The 19080-nt window shown below is 53.3% G+C and carries 16 protein-coding genes; 7 read left to right on the top strand and 9 right to left on the bottom strand.

All coding sequences use genetic code 11. The annotated features are described in order from the left end of the window. Positions 1-447: 447 nt before the first annotated feature. From AB9F29_RS13075 to AB9F29_RS13045, 7 genes are all read right to left on the bottom strand, one after another. The gene (locus AB9F29_RS13075; RefSeq protein WP_369755991.1) at positions 448-1878 is read right to left on the bottom strand and encodes an NAD-dependent succinate-semialdehyde dehydrogenase; all 1431 of its coding nucleotides are present in this window, start codon (positions 1876-1878) and stop codon (positions 448-450) included. A gap of 16 nt (positions 1879-1894) precedes the next feature. Continuing rightward, positions 1895-2920 (bottom strand): biotin/lipoyl-containing protein, encoded by a 1026-nt coding sequence (locus AB9F29_RS13070; RefSeq protein WP_369755990.1) that lies wholly within the window; start codon positions 2918-2920, stop codon positions 1895-1897. Continuing rightward, positions 2910-3905 carry an alpha-ketoacid dehydrogenase subunit beta gene (locus AB9F29_RS13065; protein WP_369755989.1) on the bottom strand — a complete coding sequence of 332 codons (996 nt, stop codon included), beginning with the start codon at positions 3903-3905 and terminating at the stop codon, positions 2910-2912. The genes AB9F29_RS13070 and AB9F29_RS13065 overlap by 11 nt, the downstream gene beginning before the upstream one ends. A gap of 9 nt (positions 3906-3914) precedes the next feature. Continuing rightward, the gene (locus AB9F29_RS13060; protein WP_369755988.1) at positions 3915-4898 is read right to left on the bottom strand and encodes a thiamine pyrophosphate-dependent dehydrogenase E1 component subunit alpha; all 984 of its coding nucleotides are present in this window, start codon (positions 4896-4898) and stop codon (positions 3915-3917) included. Between the two features lie 65 nt (positions 4899-4963). Beyond that, on the bottom strand, positions 4964-6274 hold the full coding sequence (locus tag AB9F29_RS13055; protein ID WP_335584652.1) for a Xaa-Pro peptidase family protein: 1311 nt from the start codon (positions 6272-6274) through the stop codon (positions 4964-4966). 76 nt (positions 6275-6350) lie between these two features. Continuing rightward, a complete protein-coding gene (locus tag AB9F29_RS13050; RefSeq protein WP_335584653.1) occupies positions 6351-7160 on the bottom strand; it encodes an SDR family oxidoreductase in 810 nt (269 codons plus the stop codon). 15 nt (positions 7161-7175) lie between these two features. After that, the gene (locus AB9F29_RS13045; RefSeq protein ID WP_369755987.1) at positions 7176-8969 is read right to left on the bottom strand and encodes an ABC transporter substrate-binding protein; all 1794 of its coding nucleotides are present in this window, start codon (positions 8967-8969) and stop codon (positions 7176-7178) included. 229 nt (positions 8970-9198) lie between these two features. On the opposite strand from AB9F29_RS13045, the gene AB9F29_RS13040 reads away from it, so the two are divergent. The 7 genes from AB9F29_RS13040 (at position 9199) to AB9F29_RS13010 (ending at position 15157) form a co-directional block, all read left to right on the top strand. After that, positions 9199-10149: a sugar ABC transporter substrate-binding protein gene (locus AB9F29_RS13040; protein ID WP_335584655.1), complete on the top strand. Its 951-nt coding sequence runs from the start codon at positions 9199-9201 to the stop codon at positions 10147-10149. 79 nt (positions 10150-10228) lie between these two features. Further along, the gene (locus AB9F29_RS13035; RefSeq protein ID WP_369755986.1) at positions 10229-11026 is read left to right on the top strand and encodes an SDR family oxidoreductase; all 798 of its coding nucleotides are present in this window, start codon (positions 10229-10231) and stop codon (positions 11024-11026) included. 22 nt (positions 11027-11048) lie between these two features. Next, a complete protein-coding gene (locus AB9F29_RS13030; protein ID WP_369755985.1) occupies positions 11049-12023 on the top strand; it encodes an ABC transporter permease in 975 nt (324 codons plus the stop codon). A 10-nt stretch (positions 12024-12033) separates the two neighbouring features. Continuing rightward, positions 12034-13035, top strand: a complete 1002-nt coding sequence (locus AB9F29_RS13025) for an ABC transporter permease (protein ID WP_335584658.1) — start codon at positions 12034-12036, stop codon at positions 13033-13035. Continuing rightward, positions 13032-14543 (top strand): sugar ABC transporter ATP-binding protein, encoded by a 1512-nt coding sequence (locus AB9F29_RS13020; RefSeq protein ID WP_369755984.1) that lies wholly within the window; start codon positions 13032-13034, stop codon positions 14541-14543. Before AB9F29_RS13025 ends, AB9F29_RS13020 begins: the two co-directional genes overlap by 4 nt. After that, entirely contained in the window at positions 14540-14728 is a 189-nt protein-coding gene (locus tag AB9F29_RS13015; RefSeq protein ID WP_369755993.1) for an NAD(P)-binding domain-containing protein, read from the top strand. Before AB9F29_RS13020 ends, AB9F29_RS13015 begins: the two co-directional genes overlap by 4 nt. Positions 14729-14899: 171 nt before the next feature. Beyond that, positions 14900-15157 carry a hypothetical protein gene (locus AB9F29_RS13010; RefSeq protein ID WP_369755983.1) on the top strand — a complete coding sequence of 86 codons (258 nt, stop codon included), beginning with the start codon at positions 14900-14902 and terminating at the stop codon, positions 15155-15157. A gap of 1553 nt (positions 15158-16710) precedes the next feature. On the opposite strand, the gene AB9F29_RS13005 is transcribed toward AB9F29_RS13010, so the two are convergent. Next, positions 16711-16839: a hypothetical protein gene (locus AB9F29_RS13005; protein WP_369755982.1), complete on the bottom strand. Its 129-nt coding sequence runs from the start codon at positions 16837-16839 to the stop codon at positions 16711-16713. A gap of 407 nt (positions 16840-17246) precedes the next feature. Then, complete coding sequence (locus AB9F29_RS13000; protein ID WP_369755981.1) at positions 17247-18986, bottom strand: arylsulfatase; 1740 nt, start codon at positions 18984-18986, stop codon at positions 17247-17249. Between the last annotated feature and the right edge of the window lie 94 nt (positions 18987-19080).

Genomic DNA, 19080 nt, shown 5'->3' with positions numbered 1-19080 from the left:
CGTTGTCTGGCAGGCGATGCTGGCATCGCTGAGAGGAAAGGCCAGCGGTCACATGCACCGCGTCAACAGGCCGGACACATGACCGCAACCTGCAACGATCAAAATCAGCTCAAATAAATCCTTGCAAAACAGGGGCCGTCAACAGATGACACCACCAATATAACTAAGACAAAACAATCTGGTAGTGAGCGTGCATTGGAACGCTTTATGCAAACGATTGAAAAAGAACAAAAGAAGGCTGCGGAGACGGGAAGCAGGCCAATCTATGGTCACTTTGTTTAAACGTGTTCTCTAAACGGGCACCTATTAGTTCTGACTAAAAGAGGACGCTTTTTGTGGCTAGGATGCGGTGGTTACCGTACCAAATACATCTATTTACCAAATGGCGCTATCTAGACCTAATTGCGCCGACGTCGGACGACAATTTTATCCGACACACTGCTCACCCTACCAGCTGGCCGAAATATATTGTGTTTCCATAAATTCTAGCATGCCTTCATGGCCCCCTTCGCGGCCTAAGCCTGACTGTTTGACTCCCCCAAAGGGCGCTGCGGGATCGGAGACCAAACCACGGTTTAAACCAACCATACCGTATTCCAGACGCTCACAGACCTGCAGAGCACGCTTCATATTTTCGGAAAAGACGTAAGCCACGAGGCCATATTCCGTGTCGTTGGCGCGTCGGATGACGTCTTCTTGGTCGGTGAAGGTTTGCAGCGCGGCAACGGGGCCGAAAATCTCGTCGTGCACGCAATCAGAGGTCTCTGCGACGTTGGACAAAACGGTTGGCGGGTAAAAGAAACCCTTGCCACTTGGCGCGGTGCCGCCCAGTTCAATTTTGGCCCCCTTGGCAACGGCATCTGCAACAAATGCGGCAACCTTATCGCGCGTATCGGCATTCACCAGTGGCCCAACGTCCACGCTTGGATCGGTCCCGTCGCCCATCGTTAAGGCCGCCATTGCTGCGGTGAATTTCGTGGTAAAGGCTTCGGCCACATCGGCATGCACATAGAGGCGGTTGGCGGCGGTGCAGGCCTCGCCCAAATTGCGCATTTTTGCCAACATTGCCCCCTCGACGGCGACGTCAAGATCGGCGTCTTCAAAGACGATCAGCGGTGCGTTGCCCCCCAGTTCCATTGCTGGCTTCAACACTTGGTCGGCTGCGGAATGGAGCAGCTTTCGACCCACGCCCGTCGAGCCGGTAAAGCTGACAACTCGTACGCGAGGGTCATGCAGCATGTGATCCACCAATGCGCCGGATTTGCGCGAAGGGAGGACATTGACCAAGCCTTTGGGCACGCCAGCTTCCTCCAAAAGCGGCATCAGCGCCAGCATGGTCAGCGGCGTTTCGGAGGCTGGTTTAATGATCACGGCACAGCCTGCAGCCAAAGCGGGAGCGATCTTGCGGGTGCCCATTGCGGCGGGGTAATTCCACGGGGTGACAAGCACCGCGATGCCCGCAGGTTTGTGTTGCACGATGATCCGTGCGCCAGAGGCTGGGGCATGCGTTATCATTCCGTCGGCGCGCACGGCTTCCTCGGAGAACCAGCGGAAAAACTCGGCGGCATAGGTTGCCTCGCCCATCGCATCGGCGCGAGCTTTACCGTTTTCCAACGTAATCAGGTGGGCGAATTCGGGTAAACGGGCCGTCATCAGCTCCCATGCTTTGCGCAAGATTTCGGAGCGCTGGCGTGGGGTTTGGGCCGCCCAAAGCGCCATCGCGGCCTCGGCGGCATCAAGGGCGGCATCGGCGTCGGCGATTTCCGCAGAGGCCACAGAAGCAAGCACCTCTTCGGTTGCGGGGTTCATCACGTCAAAACGCAAGCCGGATGCTCCAGTGCGCCATTGGCCGTCAATGTAGAGGTCAGTATGTTTCATTAGGGTCTCCAGAATATCAAAGTAAGTGGCGCAAAGGGTCGGTCAGGCGATCAGCGAATTCAGAAATAAGCTGGATGGCCTGCGCGTCGGAGAGCTGATCGGGCGTGAAATCAAGGCAGATCAGATAGGTATCTCCCTCGGTGGCGATGCTGAGGGAAGGCGCGTCCCAACCCGCGAGGCGCAGACTGGAAATCGGGCTGGCGCTTAAATCCCGCAGGGCCAAATTGGCGCGGGCGTCGGGGTCACTCTCAGGCAAAAACGACAAGCGCGCCCGGTCAGGATTTGTCAGACGACGCCCTTCTGCGTGGAGGTCCAATAGCGAAATAACCAGTTCATCATCGCCCGCTTGGAGCGCGCTTCGCAGCGCGGCGGCGGCAAAAGCGGCCCAGATGGCAGAGGGTGCGAGCGTGACATTGCCCTCGTTCTGCATCCATTTAAGAAAGTCCTGCGTGCCTTTGGTGGCGACCCGCGCGGTGATTTGATTTGGCAAGGCCGCGCCTTGCTGTGCTGTGGGCGCGCTGGTTGCGGGTAAATTGCGCAGAGTTTCCAGATCAGCTGCGTGATAGGGTTGCGGGTGTCCAAGAGCGACCAAGCGCTCCAGATCCAAGCCTTGTTCCTTGGCCAAACGGCGGGCTTTGGGCGAGGCAAATATCTTCGCGTCCGTACCATTTATTGGCAGGGTTGAAGGGTTTTTAGGGGGTGCTGTTTTCGCAATCGAAGGCGCCGTCGGCAGCGATATTGCGGGCTCGGTAGTCTGCGGTATGGCGGGTGACGCAACGGGTAGCACATCGGATGTTGCGTCTGCACTGTTTGAAATCAATGCGATGACCTGTCCGACGGGCACGTCGTCGCCCTCCGCGGCACTAACGGAGCCTAAATAGCCATCTGCGAGCGCTTCTACATCCATGACCGCTTTGTCGGTCTCGACCTCCATCAACACGTCGCCGATCTTGACGGCATCGCCCGCTTGCTTCTGCCAGCTTACGATTTTACCTGTTTCCTGCGCCATCCCTAGGGCGGGCATGATGACCTCATGCGCCATGGAACATCTCCCCGCGCATGAGTTTTCGGGCGGTTTCGGCGACCGTTTCGGCGGTTGGAACGGTGATGTCTTCCAAGGCTGGCGAAAACGGAACGGGTACATCCATCGCCCCCATGCGGATCACCGGACCGTCTAGATGATAGAAGGCTTTTTCCATGATCCGCGACGCGATTTCGCCCGTGATGCCATAGCTCTGATGACCTTCGTCGATCACAATAGCGCGGCTGGTTTTGCGGACAGATTTTAAAATGGTGTCCTCGTCGAGAGGGACAATTGTGCGCGGGTCAATGACCTCGGCGCTGATCCCTTCAGCGGCCAAAATCTCGGCGGCGGCTTCGGCAATCTGCACCATGGATGAGGTGCCAATCAGGGTGATATCCGTGCCTTCACGTTTGATATTAGCGACCCCGAATGGGATCAGATATTCTTCCTCGGGGACGGGGGCTTTGTCGTTATACATCAGCTTGTCTTCGAAGATTACGACGGGATTGTTGTCCCGAATGGCCGTTTTCATCAAGCCCTTCGCCTCATAGGCGGACGAAGGCATCGCAACTTTAAGGCCCGGTATATGAGCAACGAGGGCATGGAGCGATTGGCTGTGTTGAGCTGCCGAGCGGCGTGTGGCCCCGAGATTTGTCCGCAGGACAAGCGGCGCACTCATATTGCCACCAGACATATAGTGCGTCTTTGCGGCCTGATTGCATAGTTGATCCATGACCAAAAATAGAAAGTCGCCAAACATCAGATCGACGATAGGACGACTGCCCGTCATGGCGGCGCCAACGGCAATGCCCATAAAACCGGGTTCCGCGATGGGGGTGTCGATGATCCGCTCGGGACCAAACTCCTCGACCAAACCCGACAGGACTTTGAACGGGGTGCCGGCCTCGGCCACATCTTCGCCCAGCAGGAAAACGGTATCGTCGCGCCGCATTTCTTCGGCGATGGCCTCGTTTACGGCCTTGGAAAGTGTAATTTCGCGCATGGTTTTTCCTTAGGCGTTGGTGGCGAAGACGTGCATGTCGACTTCAGCCTCGTCAGGGTATTTGGCGGAAAGGGCGTATTCCACGGCGGCTTGGGCATCGGTTTTCACGTCGGCCTTGATGGCTTCCAATTCCGCCTCCGTTGTGATGCCCTCAGCGGTGAGCCATTTTCCAAAATTGATGATGGGGTCGCGTTCCGTTTTCCAATGGGCTTCTTCTTTCTTGGAGCGGTAATAGGTGCGGTTAATGTCGCCGACATGGTGGCCGTGGTATCGGTAGGTTTCCAACTCAATAAAGAACGGCCCTTCGCCCTTGCGACAGCGCGCCACCAGCTTTTGCGCCAAATCATTGACGGCCAAAACGTCCTGACCATCGACTTTGAACGCTTCAATACCAAAGGCTTCTGCGCGGGCAGTGATCGATCCGGCCATTGTTTCTTCAACTCTGGTATATTCGCCGTAAAGGTTGTTTTCGCAGGCATAAATCACCGGCAAGTTCCAAAGCGCGGCCATGTTCATGACCTCATACATCAAGCCCTGTGCGGTGGCGCCATCGCCAAAGAAACAGACCGTTACATCCTCTGTTCCCAGACGTTTGGCGCTGAGAGCGGACCCTGTGGCAATGCCCATGGAACCGCCAACAATGGCATTTGCGCCCAAGTTTCCGTTGGACTGATCCGCGATATGCATCGAGCCACCTTTGCCCCTGCAGTAGCCCTCTTCTTTGCCCAAAAGCTCGCAAAACATCCGTTTGAAGTCGGCGCCTTTGGCGACGCAATGGCCGTGGCCGCGATGGGTCGAGGTGATTTTATCCGTTTTGGTCAAAGCTTCGCAGATGCCAACGGCAACGGCCTCTTGACCGGAATACATATGGGTCAGACCGGGCATTTTGGCGCTGAGATACAGCTGGTTTGCGTTGTCCTCAAACGCGCGAATGCGCGCCATTTGGGTGTACATGCGCAGATAGTCTTCGGTGTTTGTTTTCGCGGTACTCATGTCTGGCCTTTCGCTAAAAAGTCCCCGCCCGAGCAAGAAGGCGCAAGCGGGGACGTTCAGGGAGGTTAGTATCGGTTGGCGATCGGGAGGTTTTGCGCGGGGAAGAGCGAAATCACCTTACAACCCGTGTCTGTCACCACGACTTCTTCCTCGATCCGTGCCGCTGAATACCCGTCGGTTGCGGGGCAATAGGTTTCCAACGCAAAGACCATGCCCGTTTGGATTTCCATTGGGTTATCCAAGGATACGGCGCGGCTGATGATAGGGCGTTCGTGCAGCGCGAGGCCGAGACCGTGGCCAAACTGAAGGCCAAACGCGGACAACTCGTCTGGGAAGCCAAATTCTTCGGCTTTGGGCCAGAGTTTGGCGACCTCGTCGGTGGTCACACCGGGTTTGATCGCTTCTATTGAGGCGTCAATCCACTCGCGGGCTTTGACATAGGCGTCGTCCTGACTTGGGGTCGAGAATCCGACGTTGAAAGTGCGGTAATAACACGTTCTATAGCCTTGATAAGATTGTAAAATATCAAAGAACGCTTGATCTCCGGGGCGGATAAGCCGGTCGGTGAAATTGTGTGGATGTGGGTTACAGCGCTCGCCGGAAATCGCATTGATCGCCTCGACATCGTCCGAGCCCATTTCGTAGAGCATTTTGTTGGACATCGCGACGATATCGTTTTCCCGCACACCCGGTTTGAGCTCCTCATAGATCATATGGTAAACACCATCGACCATGGCGGCGGCTTGGTTTAGCAGTTGGATTTCGTCAATATTCTTGATTTCACGCGCGCTGAGCATCACTTGCTGGCCGTCAACAACGTTCAAACCTGCCTCTTGCAGCGCAAAGAACATGGCGGTTTCGGCATAGTCGACACCCACAGGCATTCCGGCCATGCCAGCCTTTTTGATCAGGCCCGCGATCTCTTCGGCATAGCGTTTCATAAGTCCGAAGGAAGGCGGAATGGTGCCGCGCATGCCGACAACACCCGCAAGCATCCGCTCTGGATCAAGCCAATCGCAATAGTCGCGGTGGTGGACCGCGGCGGATCCAAAATCCCAAACATAGGGTTCTTCGTCGCCCGCCAACAAACAGAAACGACACATTTTATCGCGTTCCCATTCGCCGATTTTGGTGCCGGACACATAGCGAATATTGTTGGTGTCAAACATCAGCATCGAGCCAAGGTCGGACTTTTTCAACGCGTCCTTGGCACGGGAAAGACGGTAGCGGCGCAAGCGGTCGTGATTGACGCGGTTCTCGAAATCGACGGACATATGGCCCGATGACGGGATGTGCTTGTCCCAGCGCCAGTTAGGGTCGATATCGCCCGGTTGCAGGATGCGCGGGTTGAGGGCGGATATATTTGGTTGAGCCATGATAGCCTCCTTGGCACGCCAATGGGCGCGCTAAAAAATTGAATGTTGTATCGTGGGTGGGCTTAGCGCCCGAAGGTTACTGGATGCACCAGCCGCCATCGATGTGGATCATTTGACCCGTCATGTAGTCGCTGTCGTCGCTGACAAGGAAAGAAGCCGTGCCAACAATATCTTTGGGGTAGGACACCCGTTTGATCACCAATTCGTTCTCGGCGATGTCTTCATAGGCCTGTCCGGCGCGCTCCTTAAAGCCAATCTCGACCAAATCTTTGTCGAGCTGTTCCCAAAGCGGGGTCACCACCACACCAGGGGCGTAGCCGTTGACAGTAATATTGTGCTCGCCCAAGGAGACCGCGCCACAATGGGTAAGAGCAAGGCAGCCGTATTTTGATGTGCAATAGACCGTCACATCGACCAGAGGTTTGCGTGATGCAATTGAGCCGACGTTGATCAACTTGTAGGGATGATCAGCCATCGGACCTTGTTCGATCATTTGGCGGGCGGTTTCCTGCATACCAAGCCACATTGCCTTAGTGTTTACATTCATGATCGTGTCCCAGTTTTCCTCATCAATATCCATGAAGAAACGGGGTTTGTTGAGGCCGGCATTGAAAACGCCAACATTGATGGAGCCAAAAGCGGCGACCGTGGCCGCAACCGCCGAAGCGTTGTCTTCGCGTATTGTCACATCCATTCGGACCGCGATTGCTTTGCCGTTGCCTTGGGCGTTGATACCGTCCGCGACCTTTTGCGCTTCGTCCAGATCCAGATCACCGACGCAAATGTTTGCCCCCTGAGCCGCAAAGTTTTCGGCATTTGCTGCCCCCATGCCACGGGCGGCACCGGTGATGAGAATATTCTTACCTGATAGGCGTTTAGGGTCCATGGTGTCCTCGCTATGTTATTGTCTTAGGGCGATTTCTGCCCTCGATTGAGAGTTTTTCAGGGCGTCGCGCGGGCTAATAATTCCGCGCAACATGTCGTGCATTTCCTCGCCGCAAATGCGTGTGATTTCAGCAATTTGCGGAATCGGAGGGCGGGGCCAAAATTGCAGCTCATCGCGCCAAGACATTGCATCCACAGCTTCGAAAATACTGGAGAGGCGGCGGACTTCGGGATCAGCGCCCACGGAATACCGTGGGGCGGTGCGGCTGCCATTTTGGACATAGAGTTTTTGTGCCGCAGGAGACGTGAAGGCGATCAGCGCTTCGGCGGCTGGGCCGCGTCGTTCTTCGGCGATATTGGACGGAATGCCCAAGACATAGCCGCCCACAGGGGCAACGGGATGCCCCGAAGGTCCCGCAGGGTGCGGTAAATATCCGGTCTCGCCAAAGGCAGGAGACGAGGGGTCGGACTCAAAATATGGCGCGAGCAACGTATAGCCATAGGCCATCGCAATTTTGCCGGCCGCATAGGGGCGCATCCGCTCATACCAAGACATGGAGAGGATGTCGGGGGGCGAAAAGTCGAGCAGGTTTTTGAGGTATTCGGCTGCTTGCAACCCAAGCGGTGTGTCAATCGTTGGCTCCAAATCGGTCCTATTTGCAACGTCCGCGCTGTAGCCCCCCGCGATCGGATGAAGGTTCAAGATCGGTTGGCCGAAGTCGGCGCAGGCCATCATGAATTGGTGTCCAAGCGCGGTGCCGCGCGCGGCATTCCACGCAATGCCATATCGTCCCCGAGATGGGTTATGGAGGGTGCGGGCAGCGTTTAACACTTGATCGGTCGTTGAAGGCGGTTCAAGTCCCGCTTGGGCGAACCAGTCTTTGCGGTAAAACAACAACTCAGGCGTTGTTTGGCTGGGAACGCCAAAGGGGCGGCCGCCCCAATGTGCCCCTTGCCAACCTGCAGTGTGAAAATCACTCGGATCAAGGCGCTCGACATCCAGTAGATTGTCGAGGGGGAGCAGAACGCCCTTGTCCGCAAACTCGCCGATCCATGGCAAATCAACCGCGATAATATCGTAGCGGCTTACCTTGCGATCAAAATTGCGCAGGGATTCCTCGTGTAGGCGGTCGATGGAAAAGGCGCGCTGGTTGATCTTGGCACCGATCATTTGTTCAAATTGACGCTTGAGATTATCCATCACCATGAAGGTTGGATCGCCATGCACCAAAATACGAAGACCACCCGCAAGGGCGAGCGGTTCGGGCAAGACTTGCGGTGCCGGAATGGTCTTGCCATCCATATAGGAGCCGCCGAAATAATAGTGCTTCTCGGCGGCTTCTTTGTCGCTGGTGCCAAGGCTTTGTGCGGCCAACCGCAGAACACGCCCCGTCAGTTGATCCCATTTGGACATGAGGTCGACGCTTGGATGAAGCGAGAATGTTTTGCCAGTTTTTGTACGGGGGCGCTGTTCAATAAGGCCTGAGGTTAGCATCTCGTCGAGCTTGCGTCGGCCCGTCGCATATGGGGTGCCGGAGGCCGCGACAAGCGCCGAGGCGGTTATTGCCTTGCCTTCAACGTGGTTGCGGATCAGTGTGAGCGCCATATTCAAATACGGATTGGGAGCCGTGATTTCCAACGCGGTATCAACTTCGCTTGTGAATGCCTCAAGAAATCCAATGACACGCAACACTTCTACGCCACCCTTGGTGGGAGCCGCCCCAGAGGGGACCCCCGGGGTGTTCAGATTGTCTTTAAGGATGTCTTGCATTTTCAAAGGAGCCAGTCCGTCTTTGCGAGAAGTGTTCATTTAATACCTATGGGGAATGCCCCACCTCCGTAGAATGTTCAGAATGAGTGTCTGGGAAGTATGGGGAAAAAATCCATTATGGATACTAAAATATTCAAAATGGATATATTTGAAGGCAGGTGCGCTCTGCATTTCGCGAAGATTGACGAACGAGGTTGCTTTAAGGATTCGTTCCTAGTCCGGGAGGGGCTGCAACCTGAGGGAAAATGGATAAATGGGAGGAACTTAAATGAACACGTCATTAAAATCACTGATTGTGGGGACAACGGCAATCGCAGGATTAGTTATTGCTGGTGCCGCAGCTGCCGACACATATAAAATCGGAATTACGCAAAACAACGTTGGTGTCGATAGCTATCAAACGACCTATGAAAAGGCTTTTATTGCAGCGGCCGAAGCGAATGCAGATGTAGAGGCAGTGGTTTTGGATGCTGGCGGTGACGTTGCGCGCCAAATTGCCCAAATGCAGGATCTAATTCAACAGGAAGTTGATGCGATCATCATTTGGCCAACGAATGGCGAAGCGGTTATCCCCGCCGTGCGCGAAGCGTTCAAAGCAGGCATTCCGGTTATTGTCACCAACTCGAATATCGCCGAAGCGGGGCACGAGTTTGTTAAATCCTTCTCGGGGCCGGACAACATCACACAAGGATCTCGGTCTGCGGAATTGATGTGTGAAGCGTTGGGTGGCAAAGGCCGCGTCCTGCAAATTTCGGGCCAACCTGGCTACACAACGGCGATCGAGCGCGCCAAAGGGTTCGAAGATCGCCTTCCCGAAGTGTGCCCAGACGTTGAGTTGGTCGAAACGCAACCTGGTGACTGGAACCGTGAGAAATCGCAAACGGTCATGGAAGCATTCCTTGTAAAATATGATGACATCGACGGTGTTTACGCTGGGGATGACAACATGGGTGTTGGCGCGATGAACGCTGCCGTTGCGGCGGGTCGCGTTGGCGAAATCGCTTTCGTCGGTGCTACAAACTTTGCAGTTGGCTATGAAGCGATGGCGCGCGGCGAGTATTATGGCTCGATCTACCAGTCTCCGGTCGATGACGCCGAAGCAGCGCTCAAGACCGCCTTGGATGTTCTGAATGGCAAAGAAGTTCCGTTTTTGAACTACTTCGATACGCCCAAAATCACCAAAGCGAATATGGATGAGTTCACGAAGCCTGTCTTCTAGGAACGCTCCCGAGGGCGGATGGATTATACACGATCCATCCGCCCTTTTTCCAAATATTTTGAAACACTGAGGGGGTGCCATGGGACGAGTCACTGGGCGATCTTGTATTGTCACGGGAGCGGCGCAGGGAATTGGGCGCGCCATTGGTGAGGCATTGTTGGACGAGGGCGCGGACGTTTGTTTCGCGGACATCAATGGCGATAAGGTTGCGAAGGTCGCGTCAGAGAACGAGACGCGCGCCAAGAAACATGGCGGGAAGGTTTTGTCCTGTATGGTCGATGTCACCCAGCGTGAACAGGTCGTCGCGATGATTTCCCAGACCGTGGATGCCTTTGGTAAGTTGGACGTGAAATTCAATAATGCTGGTGTTAACAAACCGATGAATTTCTTGGATGTTACGGAACAAAACTGGAAGTTCATAATGGACATCAATGCGCTTGGTGTAATGATCGGGATGCAGGAAGCCGCCAAGCAAATGATTGCGCAAGGAACCAGTGGGAAAATCATTAACACCGCGTCAATTGCGAGCCGACAGGGGTTTGATAACGTGGCCCCATATTGTGCCTCAAAATTCGCCGTCGTCGCCCTAACGCAAGCGGGCGCGCGTGATTTTGCGAAGCATGATATTACTGTCACAGGCTTTGCGCCGGGCGTGGTTGCCACGGAGATGTGGGAAGATGTGGACCGAAGCCTGATGGAAATGGGCGCCTCAAGCCGACCAGGCGAAGCGATGGAAGAATTCGCGACGGGAATTTTAAAAGGACGCGTGGCGCAACCTGCTGATATTACGGGTACAACAACGTTTCTGGCTTCTAGTGATAGCGACTATATGACCGGACAGATCGTGATGATCGACGGGGGAATGACGCTGGTCTGAAGGACCGCGTGGGGAGGACATAATGGCAGATGATAAAATGAAGGCTATTGGCAATGTTTTGGCGCGCCAAGGGATTTTGATCGCTTTTGCGATATTCATGGTTGGATTTGCTTTGGCGAATGATCGGTTTCTTGGCCTAGATAATATTCTGGGCGTTGTGCGCTCGTCGGCCATTCTTGGGGTGATGGCGCTCGGTGTCACATTCGTGGTTATTAGCGGCAATCTTGATCTCTCTGTTGGCTCGATGATGTCCTTTTCAACCATCGTCGTTCTCGATCTTCATGACAAAATCGGCCCCGAACTCGCCATTCCTGTCATGTTCGCGATGACAATGGCCTTGGGAGCTTTGGTTGGATTTCTTGTTGGATATTTAAAGCTGAATTCGTTGATTGTGACGCTGGGAATGTTGTCGGCCATCCACGGCCTGACGCTTACATATTCCGGCGGGAAAAACATGGATATCGCCGACAAACAAGGCACATGGTTCGGGTTCTTCGGTCGAGAAGAAGTTTTGGGCGTGCCTGTGCCGGTTCTTATTTTCGGGCTGTTGGCCATTGTTCTGAGCCTGTTGTTGGCCAAGACGCCGTTTGGGCGAAAAACCTATGCGGTGGGGGGCAATGGGATTGCGGCAACGTTTTCTGGTGTGCCGCGCGCACGGGTGATCTTTATGTGTTACCTGATTTCTTCCTTCTGTGTTGCCACGGCAGGTTTGCTTCAGGCCAGTCGGTCGTTGGGTAGCCAAAACACCGTGGGGCAGGGGCTGGAACTCGACGTTCTTGCGGCTGTTATCCTTGGGGGCGCGTCGTTGATGGGCGGCTCTGGCACGGTGTTCAAAACGGTCATTGGAGTGTTGATCCTTGGCTTTATCCAGAACGGCCTGTTGCTGGTTGGATTGCAATTCTACGTTCAATACGTCGTCACTTGGGCCATCATTATTCTAGCTGTTTGGCTGGATATCGCGGCAAAACGTGGCCGCCTTTTGTCACCAATAGCTTGAGGGAACGGACATGAAAAATTCAAAAAAACTAACGTTTCTGAAAGACAACGCGATCTGGGCCTTCATCGTTCTAGAGTTGATCTTTTTCTCGGTCGCAGGGGAGTACCTATCCCTTTCTGATAAGGCGTTTATGGACGGCGAAAATATGTTATTGTTGTTTAAGCAATCGGCCCCCATCGGCATTATCGCGCTTGGTATGACGATTGTGATGATTAACGGCAATATCGACCTCTCGGTCGGTGCAACCTACGCACTTTGTGCCGTTGTTATGCTCGATAGTATGACTTGGCCAATCTTCGCGAGTCTTGGGGATTGGGTCATACCTATTTCGATTTTCCTTTCTTTGATCACCGGTATGGTTTTAGGCCTGATAAACGGCATGATCGTGTGGAAAACGGGTGTGGATGCCTTCATCGTCACCCTTGGATCGATGCTCGGTTTTCGCGGCTTGGTCTTTATGTACAATGGCGAGAATCCCACCTCTAATCTGAACTGGACGCTGGTCGATTTTGCTGAATCCGACGTTTTCGGGATTGAAACTCCGACGATCATTTTTGTTGCTGCGACCGTTATAATCTGGCTGATCATGACGCGCACAATTCATGGGCGCAACGCCTATGCGGTTGGGGACAACCGGAGTGCTGCGGTCAATGCGGGGATCAAAGTCGGCCCGCATATGGTGTGGAACTTTGTGTTAATCGGCTTTCTCGCGGCCCTCAGTGCCGTGGTTTTTTATGCCGCCAGCGGTTCGGTGAATCCCAATGATGGCACCCTTTACGAGCTTTGGGTCATCACAGCTGTTGTTCTTGGGGGCACCAAATTGACGGGGGGGAGCGGGTCGATCATTTCCACTTTTGGGGGGGTGATTGCGATCCAACTACTGCGCAAAGGCCTTGGTCACATCGGGGCGGATACGGCGATGGTCAACCTTGTAATCGGTTTGATTTTGATTGCCGTCCTGCTTTTTGACCAGCAATTGAACCGCAAGGGCAAAGAGGAGTTGAAAGCATGACGGACCAAATCCCAGCACTGCGGTTGGAAAATATCGTAAAAACCTTCCCCGGGGTGCGCGCCCTTGATGGCGTTTCGTTTCAGGTTATGCCCGGAGAGGTGCATGCACTTCTCGGGGAAAACGGCGCTGGCAAGTCCACGTTGATGAAGGTCCTTGGCGGTATCCACCAACCCGACGAGGGGCGTATTTTCATTGAAGAAGTGTCCGCCATCATGGCCTCGCCTTTAGATGCGAAATCCAAGGGGGTTGTGTTCATCCACCAAGAGTTGAGCCTCGCTGATGAGTTGAGCGTTGCCGAAAATATCTACTTGGGAGAGCTGCCGCGAAAAAGCTTCGGACGCGTAGATTTTGAAAAACTCTATGCGGATTCTGGTGCGATATTGGAGCGTCTGAAGTGTGGGTTCACACCGCAAACTATCGTTGGCGACCTTTCGATTGCCAACAAACAAATGGTCGAAATCGCCCGCGCCCTCACGGTGGACGCCAAGGCGGTGATCTTTGATGAACCCACCGCATCCTTGACTGACGCGGAAAAAGTTGTGCTGTTTGACATCATTAATGATTTGCGCAGTCAGGGCGTAGGCATCGTTTATATCTCCCACCGCATGGACGAGATTTTCACAATTTCCGACAAGGTCAGTGTGTTACGCGACGGAGAATATCGCGGGTCGCTTATCACTGCGGACACCAATGAAGACGAGGTGACACAGTTGATGATCGGGCGCAGCCTCGATCTTACGGCGGCGATCGAGCACGCCCCCCTTGGGAAGGTTGCGCTTGAGGTGCGAGATCTTTCCTGTGGTGCGCTGTTCCATGGCGTAAATTTCAAGGTACACGCAGGCGAAGTCGTCGGCTTTTATGGCCTCGTAGGCGCAGGGCGGACCGAAATTGCCGAGACCTTATTCGGGCTTCGTAGCCCTTCTGCAGGGAAAATTTTGTTGGACGGGCAGGAGGTTAACATTAGCTCTCCCATTGATGCGATCCGGCACGGAATTTCGCTGGTGCCTGAGGACCGCAAAGAACAAGGGTTGGTGTTGGGGATGAACTGTCGTGACAACATGACGTTGCCCCAAGTCGGCGATCTTACGGCGGGGCCCTTCGTTTCTGACGGGGCTGAAATTGCGATCTTTGATCTGTATCGCGACAAACTGGCGATAAAAACGCCGAGTTGGCGACAACAAGTCGGCAATTTGTCAGGTGGCAATCAACAAAAAATTGTCATCGGCAAGTGGCTTTCTATGGCGCCTCGGGTGCTCATTGTGGACGAGCCAACGCGCGGCATTGATGTGGGGTCTAAGTCGGAAATCCACAATTTGATCCGTGATTTGGCAAAACAAGGGTACGCAGTCATCGTGATTAGCTCGGAAATGCCCGAAGTATTGCGCGTCTCGGATCGAGTCATTGCGATGTTCCACGGCGAAATCATTCGCGAGTTTAGTTCCGAAGAAGTGAACGAGGATAATCTGGTACAGGCGATTTCTGGAATCAAGTCAGAAAAAGTCGCCTGATACGGGTCGGATTTGTCGGACTGGGTCGTCTGGGGTGCCATATGGCCAGAAATTTGGCGGCGGTAGGGCATCAGATTCTCCTTTGGAACCGTTCACCCGAGAAGGCGGAAAGGCTTGCTCAGGCAATCGGATACACGGTGGCCTCCCCCAAAGTTGACAGGTTGTTCGGGTGTGTTTCGGATTGAGTGCGCGCAGCATCAACTGCGGCTCTTGTTAGAAAATAATCGTTTATCTAACGAGGGGACTCGGGATGGGAACGGCTCACACCCAATTAAGTATTACAGGGCGGCGCAGAATTTCGTCTCATTGCTGGCAAAGCAAACAACCGCAAGCCAGTGGAAACGCAAGGGTTCCTGTTGATAAGATGGCTCATAGGCACCCGTTCGGCCACTGGGGGCAGATTTAAAACTGTTCAAGCAAATGCTTGGGCAAACTATGTCATCTCGCTGGTTGAACGTGTGAGCCGGATTACTCTCATTCTGATAATCCCAAGCAAGCGCGCCAAACCAGCCATGGGCGAAATTATGAAGGCGATCAAAGATCTGCCCTATGTCGCCCGCAAATCGATTACTTTTGATCTCGGTACGGAGATTGTTAGCTGGCCACATCTGTAAGCTTAGATCGCGGCACAGAATTGGTTCTATGACCCTTCTTCATCGTGGCAAAAAGGCACAGTCGGAAACACCGATTCAAAGGCGAGACGCTGGCTGCCGCGCAATTGCCTCGGCTGGAAGACACCCGCCGAAGCCTTCCGCAAAAAGATGATGGAGAAAATGCGAACACGCCCCTACCTTGAGCTAACAAGAGAGGCGGTTCAGGTATCGCTCACCCTTTACGGTTTCTGGTTTTCTTGGGCCGGCGACGAAGGCCTGTGAAAATTGTTACGTATTCGGAATTGGTGAAACGGTCTCTGCTCCCGCTTTTTTGCCCTTATTCAAAAGTGTTGACCGCAACGCTTTTACGTTTCGCCCGTGAAGTTCCGCCTCGTCCAAAACTCGATTTAAAGCTGAGTTGTGATTGTTTAATCCGCTTGGTGAAAAGGCGACATGTTCATTGTTGTTGGTGTGCCACGTATCAAAAGCAGTAAGGTCTGCTAAGTCAATTTTGGCAATATCCCAGTTGCCAAAGTAAGGAGTTAGCCAACGATTGAGAGCGGCTATGTAGTCATTGTGACCTGAGCCCCTAAAGCTCCTCCAGTTTTGTGTAGAGTCCGCCCAACAAAAGGACGGAAAAATGAAGGTACGATTTGCGGGCAAACAGATCATAGCGATGATTAAGGAACAGGAAGCTAAAGAAACCACTCGCAGAACAGATGTTGGAATGTGACTTTGTCCGCCATTGGTCTAAGGACAATGGTCGTGCGCCATGTTGCGGGACATCAATTCAAAAAAGTGGTGACGCCCGTGGCAAAGCGGAATGCTGTGGCCGACTTGTGCGAGACGCACAGGGTGAGCCAGCGACGGGCGTGCGATGTTTTACAGGTTGATCGGTCGTCGATGCGGTATTTGTCGCGTCGCGGCGATGATGCTGATCTGCGCAATGCAATCAAGTGCGTTTCCCGAGAACGCCGCAGGTTTGGGTATCCATTGCCCGGCAGTTGCTGCTTGCAGCGATGAGAGGGGGCGTATCCAAGTGATGGTTGCGCGTGAGGGCTTCGAGGTAAACCACAAGAAGCTGAGGTGTGAGAAGCTCCAGATGAGCCACAGAGACGGTAGAAAGCGTGCGTTGAGCACGCGAAAGCCGATGGTGTTACCATGTGGCCCCAACCGGCGGTGGTCACTGGATTTTGTGTCTGACGCGCGAACCGAAGGCCGGCGTTTCCGCATTCTTGCGGTTGTAGATGACTACAGTCCAGAGAACTTGGTCCTGATAGCGGACACATTGCTGTCAGGACCGCGCGTTGCCAGAGAACTAGATAGGGTGATTGCTTAACGTGGTATGCCAAAGCCGATAGTCTCAGACAACGGGACCGAGGTTCCCAGTTTGGCAAACCTGACCCCGATGGAATTCTTGCAGAGAAAGACGATGGATAAGATGGCCGCGTCAGGTAAAAGATTTAACGCCAAGGACGCCGCGCAAGCTGGAGGGAACTTGGGGCGCAGGTCAATTGTAAGGTATTTTCCCGCCACTTTGGTTTAGGACGTTATTCATTCGTTTTTTTACGAAGTCAGCCACGGGTTTGATTGCGGGTTTGCGCTGGGAGTTGGTTTTCGATGCGAGCATGGGTTTCGTAATTCAGCTTGATCGCAAACTCTTTCGCGTCTTCGAAATCGTCAGTCTTGGTCCATTTAATCACGCGTTTGCCGTTATCTAGAGTCAGTCGCGCATGTCAGTATGAGCTGATACTGAAGTATGTGGATTTTACAGAAAGAACTGTTCACAGGCTCTGTACAGAACGAAAGGTACAGAACGAAAGGTACAGAACGAAAGGTACAGCATCTAAGGCTATTTTCTATTCCATAGCAAAAGGTTGTGGTTTTTGGGAGGCGAGTAGGAGAAACGAACTCCTGTACACGGATTTGAAATTCGCGCCTATCTCTGATTTTATTGATATATTGTAAAATTTCGGCGGTTTGATGTCAGTTGAAACAATGGTTTAGCGGAAGTTTGCAAACTGCTTTTGAGAGTGGCAAGACAACTGGATTTTTCCAACGATCGTGGTCTGTGTGCCGCCCCATTTCGGGGCGACACACATTCGCCATTTTAGTGCGACGTTCCACGCTTGGCGTTGATCACCGTCTGTTCGAGTGGGTTATACCCCTCTGGAACAGGAACAAGATTTACGCGCTCGGAATATTCTGCGTAGAAAGTTTTCATTTCCTCCACGAGGTCCGGCATTTCACCAGCAAGATCGTGCAGCTCCGACGGATCGGTCTCAATGTCATACAGTTCCCAATCCCCTAAACCTTTGGGCTCGAGGTTTTGCATCAGTTTATAGGCACCTTGAAACACGGCACTTGACCCCGCAAGTTCATAACCAACAGGATTGTCATCGCCACGAACGGATTCGACCTCACTTCTCAGGACAGGCAACATGCTTATACCGTCGGGCACATTGATTTCACGGCCGTCGTAAACTGGACCAGGCATGTCAACACCAGCTATTTCGAGCAATGTTGGCATAATATCTCGCACGTAGGAAAAGCTGTTGATCCGGCTGCCAGCGTCAACAACACCGGGGAAACGCACAATCAACGGCACGCGCAACCCGCCTTCAGTTGAGAAAGTTTTGAAATAACTACCCGGCACAGCAGAAGCCGCAGCCCAACCTGGGCCGTAATCGGCGTAGACGCCTTTTTGTCCCATGCTTGAGTAATCGCCGTTGAAATCTTCCATGTAAACCTTGTCGTAGTTGGCTTTATACCACTCGCGATAGGCATCAGTTAGCGGAAGCTGGTTGGGATCGGGACCGTTATCGGACATGAAGACAACGATCGTGTTATCGGCAATGCCCCGTTCTTCGAGGTGAGCAAGCAGCTTGGCGATATTGACGTCCATATTGTCGAGCATACCAGCATAAGTTTGCATCTGCCGCGCACGAAAGGCTTGTTCTTCGTCAGAAAGTGCTTCCCAGTCGGGCATCTGCCAAGGCTCATAGGAGGTCTTGAGCATCTCAAGATCCAGTTCGACATCAGCCGAGATCAAGCCCAGTTCTTTTTGTTTTGCGAGACGCGAGGCACGCAGTGCTTCGAAACCGTCGTCATAAACGCCATCATATTTGTCGATAAATTTTTTCGGCGCTTGATGTGGATAATGCATGGCCTGATACCCGATCCAAGCAAGGAACGGTTTATCATCATCAAGGTTGCTGTCGATATATTCAATCAATCGATCCGTATAGAAATTCGATGAAAAGTAGTCCTCTTTAGGGAGGCTCGCCAGTTCACCGTCCTCAAAATAGTGCACGCGGTCATAGAAAGGCGCATAGGGCTGTTCGACCCAATTGTCGGCGCCGCTTTCGGCAAGCATAAATGATTTCTCGAAGCCGCGGTCATGGGGAATTGAACCCGGCTTGCTGCCAAGGTGCCATTTGCCCGTCATGTAAGTATGATAGCCAGCGTCCTTCAAGAGACGCGGCATCGTAACGACTGTGTCGTTCAAATGGCCCTCATAGCCTGGCTTTCCAAACTGATTGTCAGCTTGAATTTCCGCCATGTTCCCAAGCCCCGCGAGGTGGTTGTCAACGCCGCTAATGAGCATTGTGCGGGTGGGTGAACAGGATGCGCCAACGTGGAAATTGGTGAACAACATGCCATCGGCGGCAAGTTGGTCAATGGCAGGAGTCTCCACTTCGCTGCCAAAGGCCCCGACATCGGAAAAACCCGTATCATCAGCGATAATAATGAGGATATTGGGTCGCGCGTTCTCGGCGTGGGCGCTGACTCCTATAATAGAAAGCGCAAATGCGCTTAATGTCGATTGAAGTATTCTTTGTTGAATCATCAGAAAGTCCTTGATTTATTGAATTTTTTCGGGGGACTGTGTGCTAAAATCTGTGCCAAAGGTTTTGCACGTTTTCTTCTTTCAAGCGATGGAC

Source organism: Falsihalocynthiibacter sp. S25ZX9 (genome assembly GCF_041205405.1).
GTDB lineage: Bacteria > Pseudomonadota > Alphaproteobacteria > Rhodobacterales > Rhodobacteraceae > Falsihalocynthiibacter > Falsihalocynthiibacter arcticus.
Note: the sequence above shows the minus strand (reverse complement) of the source record. Positions and strands in the feature narration are given on the sequence as shown.

Coding starts and splice junctions, on each gene's coding strand:
- AB9F29_RS13050 (WP_335584653.1), bottom strand. CDS start 7,160: ATGGACCCTAAACGCCTATCAGGTAAGAATATTCTCATCACCGGTGCC.
- AB9F29_RS13060 (WP_369755988.1), bottom strand. CDS start 4,898: ATGAGTACCGCGAAAACAAACACCGAAGACTATCTGCGCATGTACACC.
- AB9F29_RS13020 (WP_369755984.1), top strand. CDS start 13,032: ATGACGGACCAAATCCCAGCACTGCGGTTGGAAAATATCGTAAAAACC.
- AB9F29_RS13055 (WP_335584652.1), bottom strand. CDS start 6,274: ATGGCTCAACCAAATATATCCGCCCTCAACCCGCGCATCCTGCAACCG.
- AB9F29_RS13070 (WP_369755990.1), bottom strand. CDS start 2,920: ATGGCGCATGAGGTCATCATGCCCGCCCTAGGGATGGCGCAGGAAACA.
- AB9F29_RS13035 (WP_369755986.1), top strand. CDS start 10,229: ATGGGACGAGTCACTGGGCGATCTTGTATTGTCACGGGAGCGGCGCAG.
- AB9F29_RS13065 (WP_369755989.1), bottom strand. CDS start 3,905: ATGCGCGAAATTACACTTTCCAAGGCCGTAAACGAGGCCATCGCCGAA.
- AB9F29_RS13030 (WP_369755985.1), top strand. CDS start 11,049: ATGGCAGATGATAAAATGAAGGCTATTGGCAATGTTTTGGCGCGCCAA.
- AB9F29_RS13000 (WP_369755981.1), bottom strand. CDS start 18,986: ATGATTCAACAAAGAATACTTCAATCGACATTAAGCGCATTTGCGCTT.
- AB9F29_RS13025 (WP_335584658.1), top strand. CDS start 12,034: ATGAAAAATTCAAAAAAACTAACGTTTCTGAAAGACAACGCGATCTGG.
- AB9F29_RS13075 (WP_369755991.1), bottom strand. CDS start 1,878: ATGAAACATACTGACCTCTACATTGACGGCCAATGGCGCACTGGAGCA.
- AB9F29_RS13040 (WP_335584655.1), top strand. CDS start 9,199: ATGAACACGTCATTAAAATCACTGATTGTGGGGACAACGGCAATCGCA.
- AB9F29_RS13045 (WP_369755987.1), bottom strand. CDS start 8,969: ATGAACACTTCTCGCAAAGACGGACTGGCTCCTTTGAAAATGCAAGAC.